Origin of the sequence: Actinomadura sp. NPDC047616 (assembly GCF_040642915.1) — a bacterium.
In the GTDB taxonomy this organism is placed as follows: Bacteria; Actinomycetota; Actinomycetes; order Streptosporangiales; family Streptosporangiaceae; genus Spirillospora; species Spirillospora miaoliensis.
In genome coordinates this window covers 36,470-50,873 of the sequence record NZ_JBEYTB010000006.1, presented here as the reverse complement: position 1 = coordinate 50,873, position 14,404 = coordinate 36,470, and the positions used below count along the sequence as shown (strand labels likewise).

At 72.3% G+C, this 14,404-nt stretch carries 14 protein-coding genes and 1 pseudogene; 3 read left to right on the top strand and 12 right to left on the bottom strand.

Annotated features, from left to right (window positions below; all coding sequences use genetic code 11):
* Positions 1 to 4: 4 nt before the first annotated feature.
* Both ABZ801_RS15860 and ABZ801_RS15855 read left to right on the top strand, forming a co-directional pair.
* Positions 5 to 208: pseudogene (locus tag ABZ801_RS15860) on the top strand (hypothetical protein); the annotation flags it as partial.
* Positions 196 to 465: a hypothetical protein gene (locus ABZ801_RS15855; RefSeq protein WP_360698234.1), complete on the top strand. Its 270-nt coding sequence runs from the start codon at positions 196 to 198 to the stop codon at positions 463 to 465. The pseudogene ABZ801_RS15860 and the gene ABZ801_RS15855, both read left to right, overlap by 13 nt.
* Positions 466 to 584: 119 nt before the next feature.
* On the opposite strand, the gene ABZ801_RS15850 is transcribed toward ABZ801_RS15855, so the two are convergent.
* From ABZ801_RS15850 to dpgA, 6 genes are all read right to left on the bottom strand, one after another.
* Positions 585 to 1,652 carry an alpha-hydroxy acid oxidase gene (locus tag ABZ801_RS15850; protein ID WP_360698232.1) on the bottom strand — a complete coding sequence of 356 codons (1,068 nt, stop codon included), beginning with the start codon at positions 1,650 to 1,652 and terminating at the stop codon, positions 585 to 587.
* 49 nt (positions 1,653 to 1,701) lie between these two features.
* On the bottom strand, positions 1,702 to 2,064 hold the full coding sequence (aroH, locus tag ABZ801_RS15845; RefSeq protein WP_360698230.1) for a chorismate mutase: 363 nt from the start codon (positions 2,062 to 2,064) through the stop codon (positions 1,702 to 1,704).
* A complete protein-coding gene (locus tag ABZ801_RS15840) occupies positions 2,061 to 3,056 on the bottom strand; it encodes a prephenate dehydrogenase (protein WP_360698228.1) in 996 nt (331 codons plus the stop codon). The genes aroH and ABZ801_RS15840 overlap by 4 nt, the downstream gene beginning before the upstream one ends.
* 405 nt (positions 3,057 to 3,461) lie before the next feature.
* On the bottom strand, positions 3,462 to 4,538 hold the full coding sequence (hppD, locus tag ABZ801_RS15835) for a 4-hydroxyphenylpyruvate dioxygenase (RefSeq protein ID WP_360698226.1): 1,077 nt from the start codon (positions 4,536 to 4,538) through the stop codon (positions 3,462 to 3,464).
* 295 nt (positions 4,539 to 4,833) lie between these two features.
* Entirely contained in the window at positions 4,834 to 5,484 is a 651-nt protein-coding gene (gene dpgB / locus ABZ801_RS15830; RefSeq protein WP_360698224.1) for an enoyl-CoA-hydratase DpgB, read from the bottom strand.
* Positions 5,485 to 5,489: 5 nt separating this feature from the next.
* Positions 5,490 to 6,611: a 3,5-dihydroxyphenylacetyl-CoA synthase DpgA gene (dpgA, locus tag ABZ801_RS15825; protein WP_360698222.1), complete on the bottom strand. Its 1,122-nt coding sequence runs from the start codon at positions 6,609 to 6,611 to the stop codon at positions 5,490 to 5,492.
* Positions 6,612 to 6,920: 309 nt separating this feature from the next.
* Here dpgA and ABZ801_RS15820 point away from each other — a divergent pair, with 309 nt between their 5' ends.
* Complete coding sequence (locus ABZ801_RS15820; RefSeq protein ID WP_360698220.1) at positions 6,921 to 7,574, top strand: response regulator transcription factor; 654 nt, start codon at positions 6,921 to 6,923, stop codon at positions 7,572 to 7,574.
* Between the two features lie 105 nt (positions 7,575 to 7,679).
* On the opposite strand, the gene ABZ801_RS15815 is transcribed toward ABZ801_RS15820, so the two are convergent.
* From ABZ801_RS15815 to ABZ801_RS15790, 6 genes are all read right to left on the bottom strand, one after another.
* Positions 7,680 to 9,938, bottom strand: a complete 2,259-nt coding sequence (locus ABZ801_RS15815; protein ID WP_360698218.1) for a peroxidase family protein — start codon at positions 9,936 to 9,938, stop codon at positions 7,680 to 7,682.
* Positions 9,939 to 10,030: 92 nt separating this feature from the next.
* A complete protein-coding gene (locus ABZ801_RS15810; RefSeq protein ID WP_344943198.1) occupies positions 10,031 to 11,227 on the bottom strand; it encodes an ABC transporter permease in 1,197 nt (398 codons plus the stop codon).
* A complete protein-coding gene (locus ABZ801_RS15805) occupies positions 11,224 to 11,976 on the bottom strand; it encodes an ABC transporter ATP-binding protein (protein WP_344943195.1) in 753 nt (250 codons plus the stop codon). The genes ABZ801_RS15810 and ABZ801_RS15805 overlap by 4 nt, the downstream gene beginning before the upstream one ends.
* Positions 11,973 to 13,184, bottom strand: coding sequence for a peptidoglycan-binding domain-containing protein (locus ABZ801_RS15800; protein ID WP_360698215.1), 1,212 nt, complete (start codon positions 13,182 to 13,184; stop codon positions 11,973 to 11,975). The genes ABZ801_RS15805 and ABZ801_RS15800 overlap by 4 nt, the downstream gene beginning before the upstream one ends.
* Before the next feature lies 1 nt (position 13,185).
* A complete protein-coding gene (locus ABZ801_RS15795; RefSeq protein WP_360698213.1) occupies positions 13,186 to 13,761 on the bottom strand; it encodes a hypothetical protein in 576 nt (191 codons plus the stop codon).
* Positions 13,762 to 13,841: 80 nt separating this feature from the next.
* A complete protein-coding gene (locus ABZ801_RS15790) occupies positions 13,842 to 14,267 on the bottom strand; it encodes a hypothetical protein (protein WP_360698211.1) in 426 nt (141 codons plus the stop codon).
* Between the last annotated feature and the right edge of the window lie 137 nt (positions 14,268 to 14,404).

Genomic DNA, 14,404 nt, shown 5'->3' with positions numbered 1-14,404 from the left:
CAACCGGGAGGACATCGCCGAGCTGTTGCGCTTCACCACCACCCGCTCCGCCACGCAGGAGCAGGACGTGTCGCTCCACGACTACGTGGACCGGATGAAGGACGGCCAGGACAAGATCTACTACCTGCTCGCCCCGCCCCGGCCGCCGCCACCGCCAGCCCGCACCTGGAGGCGTTCCGCGCCAAGGGCATCGAGGTGCTGCTGCTGAGCGAGGCCGTGGACAACTGGGTGGTGACCGGCCTGCTGCAGGAGTTCGGCGGCAAGCGGCTGCAGTCGGTCGCGCAGGGCGTCCCGGACTTCGGCGACCTGGCGGACGAGGCGAGCGGCTCAACCGCGAGCAGGACGACCCGCGCCTGGCCGACTGGGCCCACGTCCTGTTCACCCAGGCCGTCCTCACCTTCGGCGCGCGTGTCGACGACCCGTCCGACGTCGTCACCCGTCTCAACGATCTCCTGGTGGACCTGACCGGCGGCGCACGCGGTTGAGAGCGGGCGCCACCGCCGCGCCTTCCCCCGGCACGGCGCCGGTGCCGGGGGCTCGGCCCCGGCTCCCTCCCCCGCCTCGGCCCCGCGTCCGGCGGCGGGTCACCACGGCGCGCGGGTTTGTACCAGGTCGGGCAGGATGTCGGCCAGCGAGCGGGTGCCGGTGAGGGTCATGGCGTCCTGGAGTTCCTCGACGAGGATGTCGAGGACCCCGCCGACCCCGTCCTCGCCGTCGGCCGCCAGGCCGTGCAGGACGGGGCGGCCGACCAGCGCCGCGTCGGCGCCGAGGGCGAGGCAGGCGAGCACGTCGCGGCCGCGGCGGACGCCGCCGTCGATGAGGACGGGGCAGGCGCCCCGCACCGCCGCCGTGATCTCGGGCAGCGCCTCCAGCGTCGCGGGGACGCCGTCGAGCTGTCGGCCGCCGTGGTTGGAGACGACGATGCCGTCCACGCCGGACTCCACCGCCCGCAGCGCGTCCGACGCCGTCAGGATGCCCTTCACCAGGATCGGCAGCGAGCTGACCGAGCGCAGCCAGGACACCGCGGACCAGTCCAGCGACGGGTCGAGTTCAGCGCGGGCGTGCGCGGCGGGCGAGGAGAACCCGCCGCCGTCGAGGTTGGCCGGGACGACGTCCGGCGGCAGCCGGAAGTCGTTGCGCACGTCGCGCAGGCGCCGCCCGAGCCGCGGGGCGTCGACCGTGAGGACCAGCGCCTCCACGCCCGCGCGCTCGGCGCGTTCGACCAGCCGCCGGGTCACCGAGCGGTCGCGGAAGCAGTACACCTGGAGCCACAGCGGCGCCCCGGTGGCGGCCGCCGCCAGCTCCTCGCAGGTGCGCCCGGCGAACGTGCCGATGATGACGGGTATCCCCCGGGCGGCGGCGGCCCGGACGGTGGCCAGTTCCCCCTCGGGGTGGGCCAGGGTGTGGAAGGCCATCGGAGTGATCCCGATCGGCGCCGCCCACGTACGGCCGAGGATCTTGCAGGTGGTGTCCGGGCTCACGGCGGGCCGCAGCACGGTGGGACGGAGCCGTATCCGGTCGAACGCCCGCACGTTGGCCGCGAGGGTGTGCTCCTCGCCCGCGCCTCCCTCGAAGAAGTCCCAGACCGGGGGCTCCATCCGCTCCTGGGCCAGCCGCCGGTAGTCCTGCAGCGTCAACGCGGGCATCTCCATGCCGCCTCCTCCTGGTGTGTGCGTGCGTCCCGGCGCGCCGGCGGCGGGGTCACCGCGCGAGGTCGGGACGCAACGCGGCGGCTCCGCGCAGATAGACGTGCCCCACCTCGGCGGCCGGCAGATCGGTGTGGGCGTGCGCCATGAGCCGCACCACCCGCGGCAGCGCCCCGGGGACGTCGATCTCGCTGGCGCACAGCAGCGGCACCTCGTCCAGGCCGAGCCGGCGCGCGGCGAGCGCGGGGAACGCGGCGCTCAGGTCCGGGGTGGCGGTGAAGAGCACGCTGATGACGTCGTCGGGTTCCAGCTCGTTGCGTTTCATCACCTCGACGACGAGTTCGGTCGTCGCCTCCAGGATGTGCTCCCGGGTGTCGGCCTCGACCTGGGTGGCGCCGCGGATGGCCCGCACGGTCATGGCATCACCTCCTGCTGCTGTGGCTCGTGCCGCACGCCGTCGGCGGCGTCGTGCGCGGTCTCATGCGCCGTCTTGTGCGCCGGCCCCTGCGCCGTCTTGTGCGCGGCGGCCGTCCCGGGGCCGTGCGGCTCGTCTTCGCCGGCGCGGATCCTGGCCCGGCCGGCGATGCCCCGGTCCAGCAGGTCCATGACCGTGCGCATGCTCTGCGCGCCGCTGCGGTCCCCCGTCAGGGCCAGGTCGTCGAGCGCGGCCAGCAGACCGGTGATGTCCGCCTGCAGGTCGTTGAGGATCCGGGCGACCGGGGCCGCGTTGGCCCGCAGGATGTCGCTCCACAGCAGCGAACTCCCGCCCGCGATCCGGGTGACGTCGTCCAGCCCCCGGCCGGCCAGCAGCGGCGTCTCCTCGGGGCCGTCCAGCAGGCGCGCCGCCAGCAGGCTGGCGACGACGTGCGGCAGGTGGGAGGTGAGGGCGACGACCTCGTCGTGGGCCCGGCTCGGCATCACCAGCGGCACAGCGCCGCACAGGTCGACCAGCTCCAGCCCCCGCTCCAGGGCGGGCTCGGAGGTCAGCGGCGACGGGGTGAGCACCCAGGCGCGGCCGGCGAACAGGTCGGCGCTCGCCGCCAGCGGCCCCGAGCGTTCCCCTCCGGCGAGGGGATGGCCGCCCACGAACGTCGACGGTTCGGGAGCGCGGTCCAGGACCTGGCGTTCGGGTTCGGACTTCACGCTGGCGACGTCGGTGTAGCTGAGCGCCAGCCCCTTCGCCTGCCGGTCGGCGAGCACGGGGCCGACCTGGCTCGGCGGTACGGCCAGGACCGCCAGGTCGACCGGTCCGGGCGGGGGCTCGGCCCGTCCCGCGCCCCGTGCCGCCGCGGCCGCGGCCGCCGACTCGTCGCGGTCCGCCAGGTACACGGTCAGCCCGCGGCGGCTCGCCGCGAGGGCGACCGAGGTACCGATCAAGCCGGTGCCGATGACGGCCATGCTGCGAATCACTCGGCATCTCCTGTGCGACGTCGCCGGGAAACATGAATGGCACGCGGGCGTGGCCGCATTCACGTCACCGGCGTTTTGCCGAAGCAGTATCCCACCGCGCCGGCCGTCCAGCCCATATGAGAACGGCGGGCGGAAAAGCGGCGGCATGCATTACCCGTCCGGACGCCGGTGGCGGCGGACGCCATCAAAGGATCGATTCGTTGATCGGCGGCCATTGACGGCCGAGGGGATTCGCGGCGGGAAATACCCCGGAGAGGCCATGCCGGCCTTTGGGGGGCCGGGCCCGCCGCCGCCCGTGGCGCTCGCCGCCGCCATCGCCGACGGGGGCCGGTGAGACCGGTGATGGCGGCGGCGAGCCGCTGCCGGCGGGACCGGGAGCGCGCTCGCCCCGGCCACCGCGCCGATTCAGGGGCCGGCGGGCTGGTCGACGGCCTGGCGCCGCTCGACGGCCTCGTAGAGGGCCTTGATGTTGTTGCTGCCGAAGGTCTGGGCGCCGCGTCGCTCGATCAGCTCCCAGAACAGGGTCCGGCGCGGGTGCGTCGACTCGGTGAAGATCTGCAGCATCTCGCCGAAGGGGTCCCGGTCCGCCAGCACGTTGAGCTCGCGCAGCGTGTCCACGGGCAGGTCGGCGCCGCCGAGACGGCCGGGCAGGGCGTCGTAGTAGGCGGCCGGCGTGGTCAGGAAGCGCACGCCCCGCTCGGCGCAGGTCCGCACCGCGGCCGTGATGTCCGCGGTGAGGAACGCCAGGTGCTGGACCCCGGCGCCGTCGTGGGAGCGCACGAACTCGTCGATCTGCCCCGGGGCGCGGGTGGTGTCGGGCTCCAGGATGGTGAAGGTGACGTTGCCGGACGAGCTCTGCACGACCTTGGAGTCCATCGCCTGGGAGCCGACCACGATCCGCTCCTCGAAGATCTGGTCGAAGCCGAAGACCTGCTGGTAGCGGCGGATGGTCTCGGCCAGCTCGCCGGCGGGCACGCACACGGCGACGTGGTCGACGGCCTGCAGCAGCGTGGCCGCGTCGCCGGTGTAGCCGGTCTCGTCGATGATGCCGGGGGCGAACGGCGCGTAGGACGCCTCACGGGAGGCGAAGCGGTGCTCGACGTCGCCGAAGCCCGTCACCGACGCGAACGTGACCCGCGCGCCTTCCGGGCCGGACTCCTCCGGGGGGCTGACGGGCTCGGCGCCCCGCTCCAGCGCCGTGGCGAAGGCGGCGCGGGCGTCGTCGACGGCCAGGCCGATCACCGCCACGCCGTCGCCGTGCCGCCGCACGTACGCGGCCGCCCGGTGCGCGGGGTCGAGCGCCTCGGTCACCAGGAGGGTGATCTCCCGCTGCCGCAGCAGGATCGTCCGGCAGCCGTGCAGGCCGGTGTCGGGGCCGCCGCGTCCGGCCACCGCGAACCCGAAGGAATCGCACAGGCGTCCCGCGGTTCCCTCGGCGTCCTCGACGTATAACTCGATGTGGTCGATCGAGTCGATTTTCATACCGCCAAACCTCCGTTGGTGCGCGTCGGCGCCCTTTCTGAACGCCGGCCGAGCGGTGTACGCCCATCCTCACAGATCCAGGAACGGACGAGATGTTGTCCAACCCAGAATCATCGGTGTCCGGCGGTTCTCGGCCGGCCCGGAACTCGGGCCGGCCGCTCGGATATCGGTAATGACGGCGGCCCGGAAACCCGCGCTTTTTTCGACGCCGGACGGCGCCGGGCGCGCACTCGCGGCCCGGCGCCGTTCTCGGCGGTTCGGTGCGGCGGGCGCCTCCCCGGGCCCGCCCGTTCGGTCAGTGCGCCGCGCGGCGCAGGGCGCGGTCGCAGGCGGCCAGGTGCGCGCCGAGCGCGTCCTCGAAGCCGATCGCGGCGGCCTCGAACATCAGCTGCCGCCGGATCGCCAGTTCGCCGCCGGACAGCCCGGCCGCCTGCTCGGCGATCTCGGCGAGGGCGGCCGGCGGGTCGCCGGCCAGTTCGTCGATCAGGCCGAGCGTCAGCGCCTCGCCCGCGCCGATCGGCGCGCCCAGCAGCGCGGCCCGGCGGACGCGGGCCGTGCCCGCCTGCTGGACGAGCCGGTACAGGGCCATGCCGGGCCAGGTCGCCTCGCCGTCCCGCGCGACCAGCAGCCGCGTGCCGGGGTCGGCGATCCGCAGGTCGGCGGCCAGCAGCACGTCGAGGGCGGTGCCGCCGACGTCCCCGGACGCCACCGCGACCGTCAGCCTGCCGAGCCGTTCGAGCCGGCGCACGGCGCGTTCCCACTTGGAGACCAGGCCCACGGCGAGGCCGGCGGTCCAGTCGCCCTCGGGGACGCCCGAGACGTGCAGGGTCACGACGCCGGGGCCGGTGTGGTCCTCGGCGGCGTCGCACAGCGCCTGGACCGCGTCGACGGACGCCGCCGTGACGGGCCGGGAGCCGTCGACCTGGAGCACGAGTTCGTCGCCCATCGCCGTCACCACTGGACCAGCGCCGTCTCGATGGTGGAGCCGGGCCCCATGGTCATGAGCACGCCGTACTCGCCGGGTCGCGCCACGTTCTCCTCCTGGAGGCGCTCGTAGGAGAACAGGAACGATCCGCTGGAGACGTTCCCGTAGTCGCGCAGCACGCTGATGGTGTGCCGGACGTCGTGGCGGCTCAGCCCGAGGTTGACCACGACGGCGTCGATGACCTTCTTGCCGCCCGAGTGCACCAGCCAGTGGTCGATGTCGCTGCGGCGCAGGCCCGTCCCGGCGAGCAGGCGGCCCACCGCGATCTCGGCGTGCGCGCCGACCACGTAGGGGATCTGCGGGTCGAGGAAGAAGCTGAACCGGTCCTGGTCCCGGTCCCAGTCGTAGCGCATCGCCTCGATCGCGTCGGTGATGATGAAGCTGGAGAACTTCAGCACGCGCGGGCGCGTCGGCTCGGTGACGGGCTCGTCGGCGGCGCCCGCGACGAGGGCGAGGGCGGCGGCGCCGTCGCCGAAGAGGCTGTTGACCACGGCCGTGCGCATCGTGCCGTCCAGCGCGTAGGCCGCCGAGCACGCCTCGGTGCACAGCACGACGGCCAGTTCGCCGGGGTGCGCGGCGGACCAGCCGGCGACGAGGTTGAGCGCGTTCAGCCCGGCGTTGCAGCCCATGCCGACGATGTCGGAGCGGCTGCAGTGGGGGTCGATGCCCAGTTCGCGGATGATGAGGGCGCTGAGGCCGGGGGTGAGGAACCCGGTGGAGGTGACGCAGCACAGGTGCCGCAGGTCGGCGAGGGTCGCCCCGGCGTCCTTCAGGCAGGCCTCCAGGGCCCTGGCGCCCATCTCCACGGCCAGCCGCTTGTGCTTGTCCAGCAGGTCGCCCTGGGGTTCGCTGGCCCGCCTGCCGTGCTCGTCGGGTTCGGGAAGGCTGAGGTGGCGGCGGTGGATCGCGCTGTTGAGGAACACCGAACGGATGCGGGGGTCGGCGATGTCGAGCAGGTCGAGCAGTTCGGGCTGGGTGACGGGCTCGCCCGACACCGCGGTGCCCACGCCCGCGACCCGCGTCAGCTCCGGCAGCGCGACGGCCGGGACCGCGGGTAACTCGTGCGGGGCTTCCAGGCTGATCGTCATCGGTAGATCCACCCCCATCTGCGCGGCTTGCTCCGCAGCAGCGGCTTGATGTGCTCGGCTGGCATGTTCCCTGTCCTCTCTCAGACGACCGGTGCGGGACGGGACCGCACGACGGGTGGGCTGTCCGGGGCGTCCGAACGTGAACGGCGCCGACGCCCCCAACAAGGGTGCGCGGGCGGCCGTCCAACCGGGAGACCCGGGCGGTTGGACACGCGCCTGTGGCGCGCGGGGATACCGCGCCGAAACCGGCCGTGGGGCATTCTGAGGAGTCGCAAGGGTGAGGTTGGACACCGGTTTCTGGGGGCGTGGATGCGCGTTCTGGTGGTCGAGGACGACGAGGAGATGGCCAACGCGGTGGCCTCGGGGTTGCGTCGCATGCGGATGGCCGTCGACGTCGCGTTCGACGGCACCGACGGCCTGGAACGCGCGCTGACCAACGACTACGACGTCATCGTCCTCGACCGGGACCTGCCCGGCACCCACGGCGACGAGGTGTGCGGCGCGCTGGTGTCGTCGGAGACCCGCGGCCGGATCCTCATGCTCACCGCGGCGTCGTCCACGGACGACCTGGTGGACGGGCTGGGCCTGGGCGCCGACGACTACCTGCCCAAGCCGTTCGACTTCCCGGTGCTGGTGGCGCGGATCACGGCGCTGGCCCGCCGGGCCCATCCGGTGGTGCCGCCGGTGCTGCGGCACGGCGACCTGGTGGTGGACACCGCGCGGCGCAACGCCAGCCGGGGCGACCGCCGGCTCGACCTGACGCCCAAGGAGTTCGGGGTGCTGGAGCTGCTGCTGGCCTCCAAGGGCCGGGCGGTGTCGGCCGAGGAGCTGCTGGAACGGGTGTGGGACGAGACCGCCGACCCGTTCACCCACGCGGTGAAGGTGACGATCAGCAGGCTGCGCGCCAAGCTCGGCGATCCGCCGATCATCGAGACGGTCGCCAGGCGCGGCTACCGCATCTGACGCGCACCCCGGGACGGCCGCTTGCGGCGGCGAGGCCCGGCCGCGGATCACCTCCGCGGCCGGGCCTCGCCGTTCACGCCGTCACAGCGTCACAGCGTCACGCCGTCATGAGCAGGTGGTGGTGTTGAGGGTGAACCGGTCCGGGGCCGGGTTGCGGCCGTTCCAGGTGGCCGTGATGCCGACCTCGCGGCTGCGGCCGGGCGGGATCGCGGTGCCGGTGATGCCGGTGACGGTGACGTCGGTGCCCTTCTGCGCGGCGGTGCCGCCCCGCGCCCCCGTGACCTTCTGCCCGTTCAGGTAGCGGAAGCGCAGCGCCCATTCGCCGATGGGGCGCCGCCCGGTGTTGGTGATCTTCACTCGGGCGGTGAAGGTGCCGGAGCCGGTGCCCTCCTGCCCGGTGACCCGGTAGGCGGCGTGGCAGCGTTCGGGCGGGATCTGGCCGCCGACGTAGAAGACGTTGCCGGGCAGCTCGGACCGCTCCAGGTCGGTGTTGTCGGCGATGAGGTCGCCGAGGTTCTTGCGGAAGTCGATGCCGTAGGCCTTCTTGATGGCGGCCAGCGTGCGGGTCTGGTTGCCGTAGAAGAACCGGTCGCCGTCGCGCAGCCGCTGGAACTCCTTGGTCCAGATCGCCTTCTCCAGCTCGCCGAGCTCCTGTCCGGGAGCGTGCGGTTCGGCGAGCATGCCCGAGTACGCCTCGACGTTGTCGACCGAACCGTAGACGGCCTTCATGCGCGCGGCCAGCGGGGTGCGGCGGGTGAAGGCGACCGGGTCGGTCAGCGCCGCCTCCTCCCGCATGTCCAGGTCGGTGCCGAACAGGTTGGTCAGGCGGGTGAAGTCGATGCTGTCGGGATCGTTGATCTCGTCGCCGGGGGTGAGCTTCGGATCGGCGGGGAACGCGTCGGAGGACTCGCCGGTGATCGCCTTGAACGACGTCTTCGGCGCCAGCCCGTAGGCCTTGCGCAGCTGGTTGTAGCCGGGGATGCCGTGGTCGCGGGACCGGGACAGGTCGGTGGCGGCGAGGTCGGACACGCAGGTGGGCGGGTCGGCGCACACCACGTTGCGGACCAGCTCCTCGACCAGCTCGTCGTTGCGGTACTGCGGCTTGCCGCCGATCCCCTGCAGCATCGGGCCGAGCTGGAGCCGCTTCATCAGCGCGGGGTTGTGCATCGCCCGGTTGAGCACGACGGTCAGCGTGATCCTCTTGCCGTCGGCGCTCGGGGTCGGCATGAGCCCCTCGTCGCGGAACGCGTCGAGGTCGGCCTGGCTGTAGCGGCTCACGTCGGTCTCCAGGACGACGTCACCGTGGATCATGCTGTGCACGCGGAACCCGACGGTGGCGAACTCGGTGCTGAGGGTGGCGTCGATCCGCGGGTCGTACCCGGTGTAGGGGGCCAGGCGGACGCCCATGGCGGGGAGGAACTCGTTGTAGGTGATGTACTGCATCTCCGCGATGACGACGCGGCGGGCGATCTGGAACTTCTGCTCGGCCGGCATCGACTTCGGCAGCAGCCCCACGATCCGGTTGTGCTCGCGCGCGAAAAGGGTCTGCACCGCGGTGATCAGGATGTTCTCGTTGGCCCGCATGTCGCCCGCCACGACGGCGCTCGCGGGGTCGGACAGGAGCCTGCCGCCCAGTTCCATCGCCGGGGCGTTCGCGGCGTCGCCCCTGGCGTCGCGGCGCGGCAGGAAGCCGTCCGGCAGCAGCAGCCTCGCGTCGTTGTTGGCGGGATCGCCGTCGACGGTGCCCTCACGCATCCAGTCGAGCCGCTGTTTGGTCCCCCCGTACACGTTGAACGCGTCGATGTAGGAACTCGCCGTGTTGACCTGCTGGCGCGGTGAGGTGACACCGGTGCCGGTGGCGGGCGCGGAGCGGGTGAACGGGACCTCGGCGGGGAACTTCATGTTCTCCAGCGGGTCCTCGGGATTGAGGGGGATGTTCGCCTTCTCGCCATGCGGGTCGCCTTGTTGCCGTCCCAGGGCCAGGCCGATGGTGTGGTCGATGAACTGGCCCCAGACCCAGCCCCATTGGGAGACCTGGTTCTCCGAGAAGATGTTCACGGAGTTGAGCCTGCCGTCGGCGTCGCGGCCCTGGTCGCTGAATAACCGGTTGGAGACGTAACGGCTGTTCGGCCCGTTCCACATCGCGTTGAGGCCGTCGCCGTACCGGGCGGGAGCCAGCCGCGAATAGTTCGAGCCCGCGACGCCCCAGCGGGGGTGTCTCAGGTTGTTGCCGCTGCCGTCCAGGCTCTGCACGTCGGCGGGGGCCGCCAGCGCGCCGGCCGGGCCCGAAAGGACGGTGACGCCCCCCGTGACCAATGCGGCGGCCGTCGCCAAGAACGGCCGCCGCATTTTTACTGATCTCATTTCCGCTCCCTTTCGGAGACGTGATCTCCGCGCACTTCCGCCTCAGTATCGCGGGGCGGTGCATGCTCGGGAAGCGTCCAGGAGCGGGGTGGTCACACCGTGCGCAGCGCCTCCGTCGGGGACATCCGGGCCGCCCGGATCGCCGGGAGCAGGCCCGCCACCGCCCCGATCGCCACCGCCGCCCCCAGGCCGCCGCCCCAGGCCAGCGGCGGGATGACGATCTCCCAGTCCTGGACGACGGCGTAGACCGCGACCGCCGCCGCCCCGGCGACCACGCCGATGACACCGCCGAGCATGGTCAGCAGGATCGCCTCCGACAGGAACTGGGTCCGGATATGGCCCCGGGTGGCGCCGAGCGCCCGGCGCAGCCCGATCTCGGAGCGGCGCTCCAGCACCGAGATGATCATCGTGTTGGCGACGCCGACACCGCCGACCAGCAGTCCCACCGCGCCGAGGGCCAGGAACAGCCCGTTCAGCGCGGACTTGGCCGCCGCCCTGGCGACCAGCGCGGCCGACGGGCGGCTGACCTCGACCTGGGTCGGGTTCTGCGGGTTCGCCGTGGCGGCCAGCACCCCGTGGACGTTCTCCACCTGGTCGGTGGCGGAGCGGACGTAGATGGTGGACGGGTGGCCGTCGAAGCCGAGGAACCGCTGCGCCGCGGGGAACCCGATGAGGATCGAGGAGTCGACCTCCGGTGCCAGCGTCGCGGACTTCAGGATGCCGGCGATGTAGAACCACTCGCCGCCCACCGAGATCCGCTGCCCCTGGTTGATGCGGTCGATGCCGAGCCGCTTGGCGGCGGTGGAGCCGAGCACGGCGACGGCCTGCTCGGCCGTGGCCGCGTTGAGGAAGCGGCCCTGGGCGACCGAGGTGCGGACCGCGTCCGGCAGGCCCAGGCTGGTGGCGGCCACCGTGATCGCGTTGGTGTTCACCTTCGGGATCAGCGGGCTGCGGTACACCTTGGCGTCGATGACGCCGGTGTACTGCACCTGCTGCACGGGACCGATCCGGCGGATCATCCCGGGCGCCTCCTTGGGCAGCTTGGTCTCCTCGCCCGCCAGGTCCTTGCCGTTGGTGACGGTCAGCAGGTTGGTGCCGAGCTGGTCGATCTGCGCGAGCAGGCCCGCCTGGGAGGACGCCGACAGCCCCAGGACGGCCACGATCGACGCCACGCCGATCGCGATGCCGAGCGCCGACAGCGCGGCGCGCAGCTTCCTGGTGCGCAGTCCGACGCTGGCCGTCCTGGTGAGGTCGGCGGGCTGCATCCGCATTGGCGCGGCGACGCTCATGACAGCCGCCCTTCCTCGGTGGTGTCGGCGATGATGTGGCCGTCGAGGACCTCGATGCGGCGCGGCAGCCGGTTCGCCAGATCGCGGTCGTGCGTGATGATCGCGATGGTGGCGCCCTCGGCGTGCAGGTCCTTGAGCAGCTGGAAGATGTCGTTGCCGGTGTTGCTGTCGAGGTTGCCGGTGGGCTCGTCGGCCAGCAGGATCGCCGGGCGGCCGACGAGGGCCCGCGCGATGGCCACGCGCTGGCGCTCGCCGCCCGACAGCTTGCCGGGCTTGAACGACGCGCGGTGCGACAGGCCCACCCGTTCCAGCGCCTCGGCGGCCAGGGCGCGCCGCTTGCCGCGCGGCACGCCCGCGTAGAGCAGCCCGTCGGCGACGTTCTCCAGCACCGAGGAGTACTCGGCGAGGAAGAACTGCTGGAACACGAACCCGATGGTGGTGGCCCGCAGTCCGGCGAGCTCTCCGTCGCTGAGCTCGGCCACGTCCTCGCCGAGCAGCCGGATCGTGCCGGTGGTGGGACGGTCGAGGGTGCCCATCAGGTGCAGCAGGGTCGACTTGCCCGACCCGGACGGCCCGACGATCGCCAGCAGCTCGCCCTGCCGGACGGTGAAACTGACCTGGTCGAGCGCGAGCACCGGCGACTCACCCGGGTAGACCTTGCTCACCTCGTCCAGTTGGAGGACCGGGAGGCCGCCGCGGCCCTCCTGGAGCGCCACGGCGGTTCCCGGCGCCGCGAAGTCACCGGTCATGACGCGGGCACCACGACTTTCTGCCCGGCGGTCAGGCCGTTGCCGGTGACCGCGACCTTGCCCGCCTCGTTGTCGAAGATCCCGAGGGTGACGGGCACCAGGGTGCGCGCGCCACCGGTGCCGACGACCTCGACGGCGTAGCCGCCGCCCGCGAGGGCCAGCAGCGAGTTCACCGGCACCGACAGGACGCTGTTCTCGGTCTCGGTGACGATGGAGACCTGCACCGGTGCCTTGTCGAGGGTGCCGGTCGCCTTCTTGTCGAGCGGCCGGATCGTGACACCGACGGTGAGCGTGCCCTCGTCGGACTTCTTGGCGACGGCGCCCACGGCCGTCACGACGCCCTGGGTGGTCTTGAGGTTGGGCAGCGTGATGGTCACCTTGTCGCCGGGCTTGACCTGGCCCTGGTTGCTGGCCTCCAGGTCGACCGAGATCTGCCGGTCGGTGGAGCTGGCGGAGAACACGGTCATGTCGCTGCCGGCCTTGGTGCCGTTGGTGGCGCTGACCTCGGTGACCCGCAGCTGGTCGCGGGGCAGGAACACGACCAGGTCGGTGCCGACCTCGCCGGTCTCGTCGAGCCCCAGCTTGTCCTGGAGCTCCTCGACGGCGTCCTCGGTTGCCCAGCCGTAGTACGTGGACTTGGGGTTGAGGTCGCTGCGGTCGGCGTAGCCGAGGGCGACCAGCGCGGTGTTGAGCGCCCGCACGTCGGCGCCCTTGAGGCCGCGCTTGAGGTCACGGTAGACCGGCGTGCCGCCCTTGAGGAAGATGACCGGCTTGCCGTCCACCCGGTACATGACCTGGCCCGACTTGATCGTCTGGCCGACCCTGGGCAGCTTGGTGAAGGTGCCGCTCGCCTTGTTGACGATCTTGTAGCTGCCGGCGTAGCCGAGCGTGCCGCTGACCGGGATGCGCGACGACAGGCGGCCCTGGGTGACCGCGGCCAACGCGGTCGGCGAGGTGTTGGTCCAGTTCTTGTTCTTCTCGCCGGACGAGCCGGACGTGGAGACCGCGTAGCCGATCCCCGCCGCCCCCACGACGGCGACCGCGGCACCGGCGGCCACGATGCGGCGGCGCCGGCGGCGCGGACGACGCGGCTTCAGCCGGGGTTCGGTGGCCTGCCCGGCCGGGTCGGCGGCCAGGCCGGCGGTGCGCCCGGGGGTGGGCTCGGAGTCGCCGGAAGGTGCGCTGTGCACGGGCTGCGTGGTGCTCACGTCATCCTCCCGCATTTCCGTTCCCGGTGGTGGACCTGTTGGCGCCGGGCCCGCCCGGCTGGTGCTTGGCGCAGGCGTCCGCCGCCTTCTTGAACTGCGGCGAGTTCTGGTCGACCTCGTTGGCGTTGAGCTTGATCCCGCCCTGCGGGTCGGGGTCGGGGAACTTGGTGACGCCCTGCTCGCGCATGCACTTGGCGTACTCGACGGCGGCGTTGCGGTCGGTCTTCGGGGCGCCGGCGCCCGCCGTGGGCTGGTAGGCCTTGCACGCCTGCTGCGCCGCCTTGAACTGGGCGGAGTCGGGGCTCAGCTCGTTGCCCGGACCGCCGGTGATGCGGATGGCGCCGTTGGCGTCGGGGTCGGGGAAGTTCGGCAGCCCGTGCGAGCGCATGCACTTGGCGTAGGCGACCGGGTCGCCCGATCCCGCCTTGCCGCCGTTTCCGGAGGAGGCGCTGCTCTGCGTGCCCACGTTGGCGACGCCGGGCCCCTCGGAGTCGCCGGAACAGGCCCCGGTGAACATCAGCAGGAGCAGCAGGCCGCCCGCCACCTTGACGGCGGACCCGCCGTGACGTTGCTTCATTTCATTTCCTTCTGGAGGGATTGCCTGAGACATTGGTACCGGGGTAATGGTTTCGGGCCCGTATCGTCCCGGCCGGACCGTCAGGATCCGCTCTCCGGACCGCGGGTCGAGATCGAGGTCGGGGCGCCGCCGCCGGGCATGAGGCTGCCGCACTTCTGCTGCGCCTTCTGGAATTCCGGCGAGGCCGGGTCGACCAGGTCGCCGTTCATCTGAAGAGCGCCCGCCGCGTCCGGGTCGGGGAAGTTCTTCAGGCCGTTGGCGCGCATGCACTTGGCGTACTCGAGCACCTTCGCCCGGTCGATCTTGCCCGCCGGCTTCTGCGGCGGCCCGGACGGCTGGTTGGTCTGCGTCACCATCTGGCCGCCCGGCGTGGCGGGCGTGGTGCCCTGCGTGCCCGGCTTGGACGGCGCGGCGCTTCCGGAGGAATCGTCCCCGCCGCCGCAGGCCGCCAGGAACAGCGGCAGGGCCGCCACCGCGGCGATCACGACACCGGCATTCTTGCGCATTTTCGTTCTCCTTCGCACGGACCTTGCTTCGACACTGTTCTATGGGAATCACGGTTTCGCGGGGGTATCACCGGACCGCCCGGCCAATTGCGGCGATGTACGGTGAAACCAGACGGAAACCCTTGATCTGGAAATGT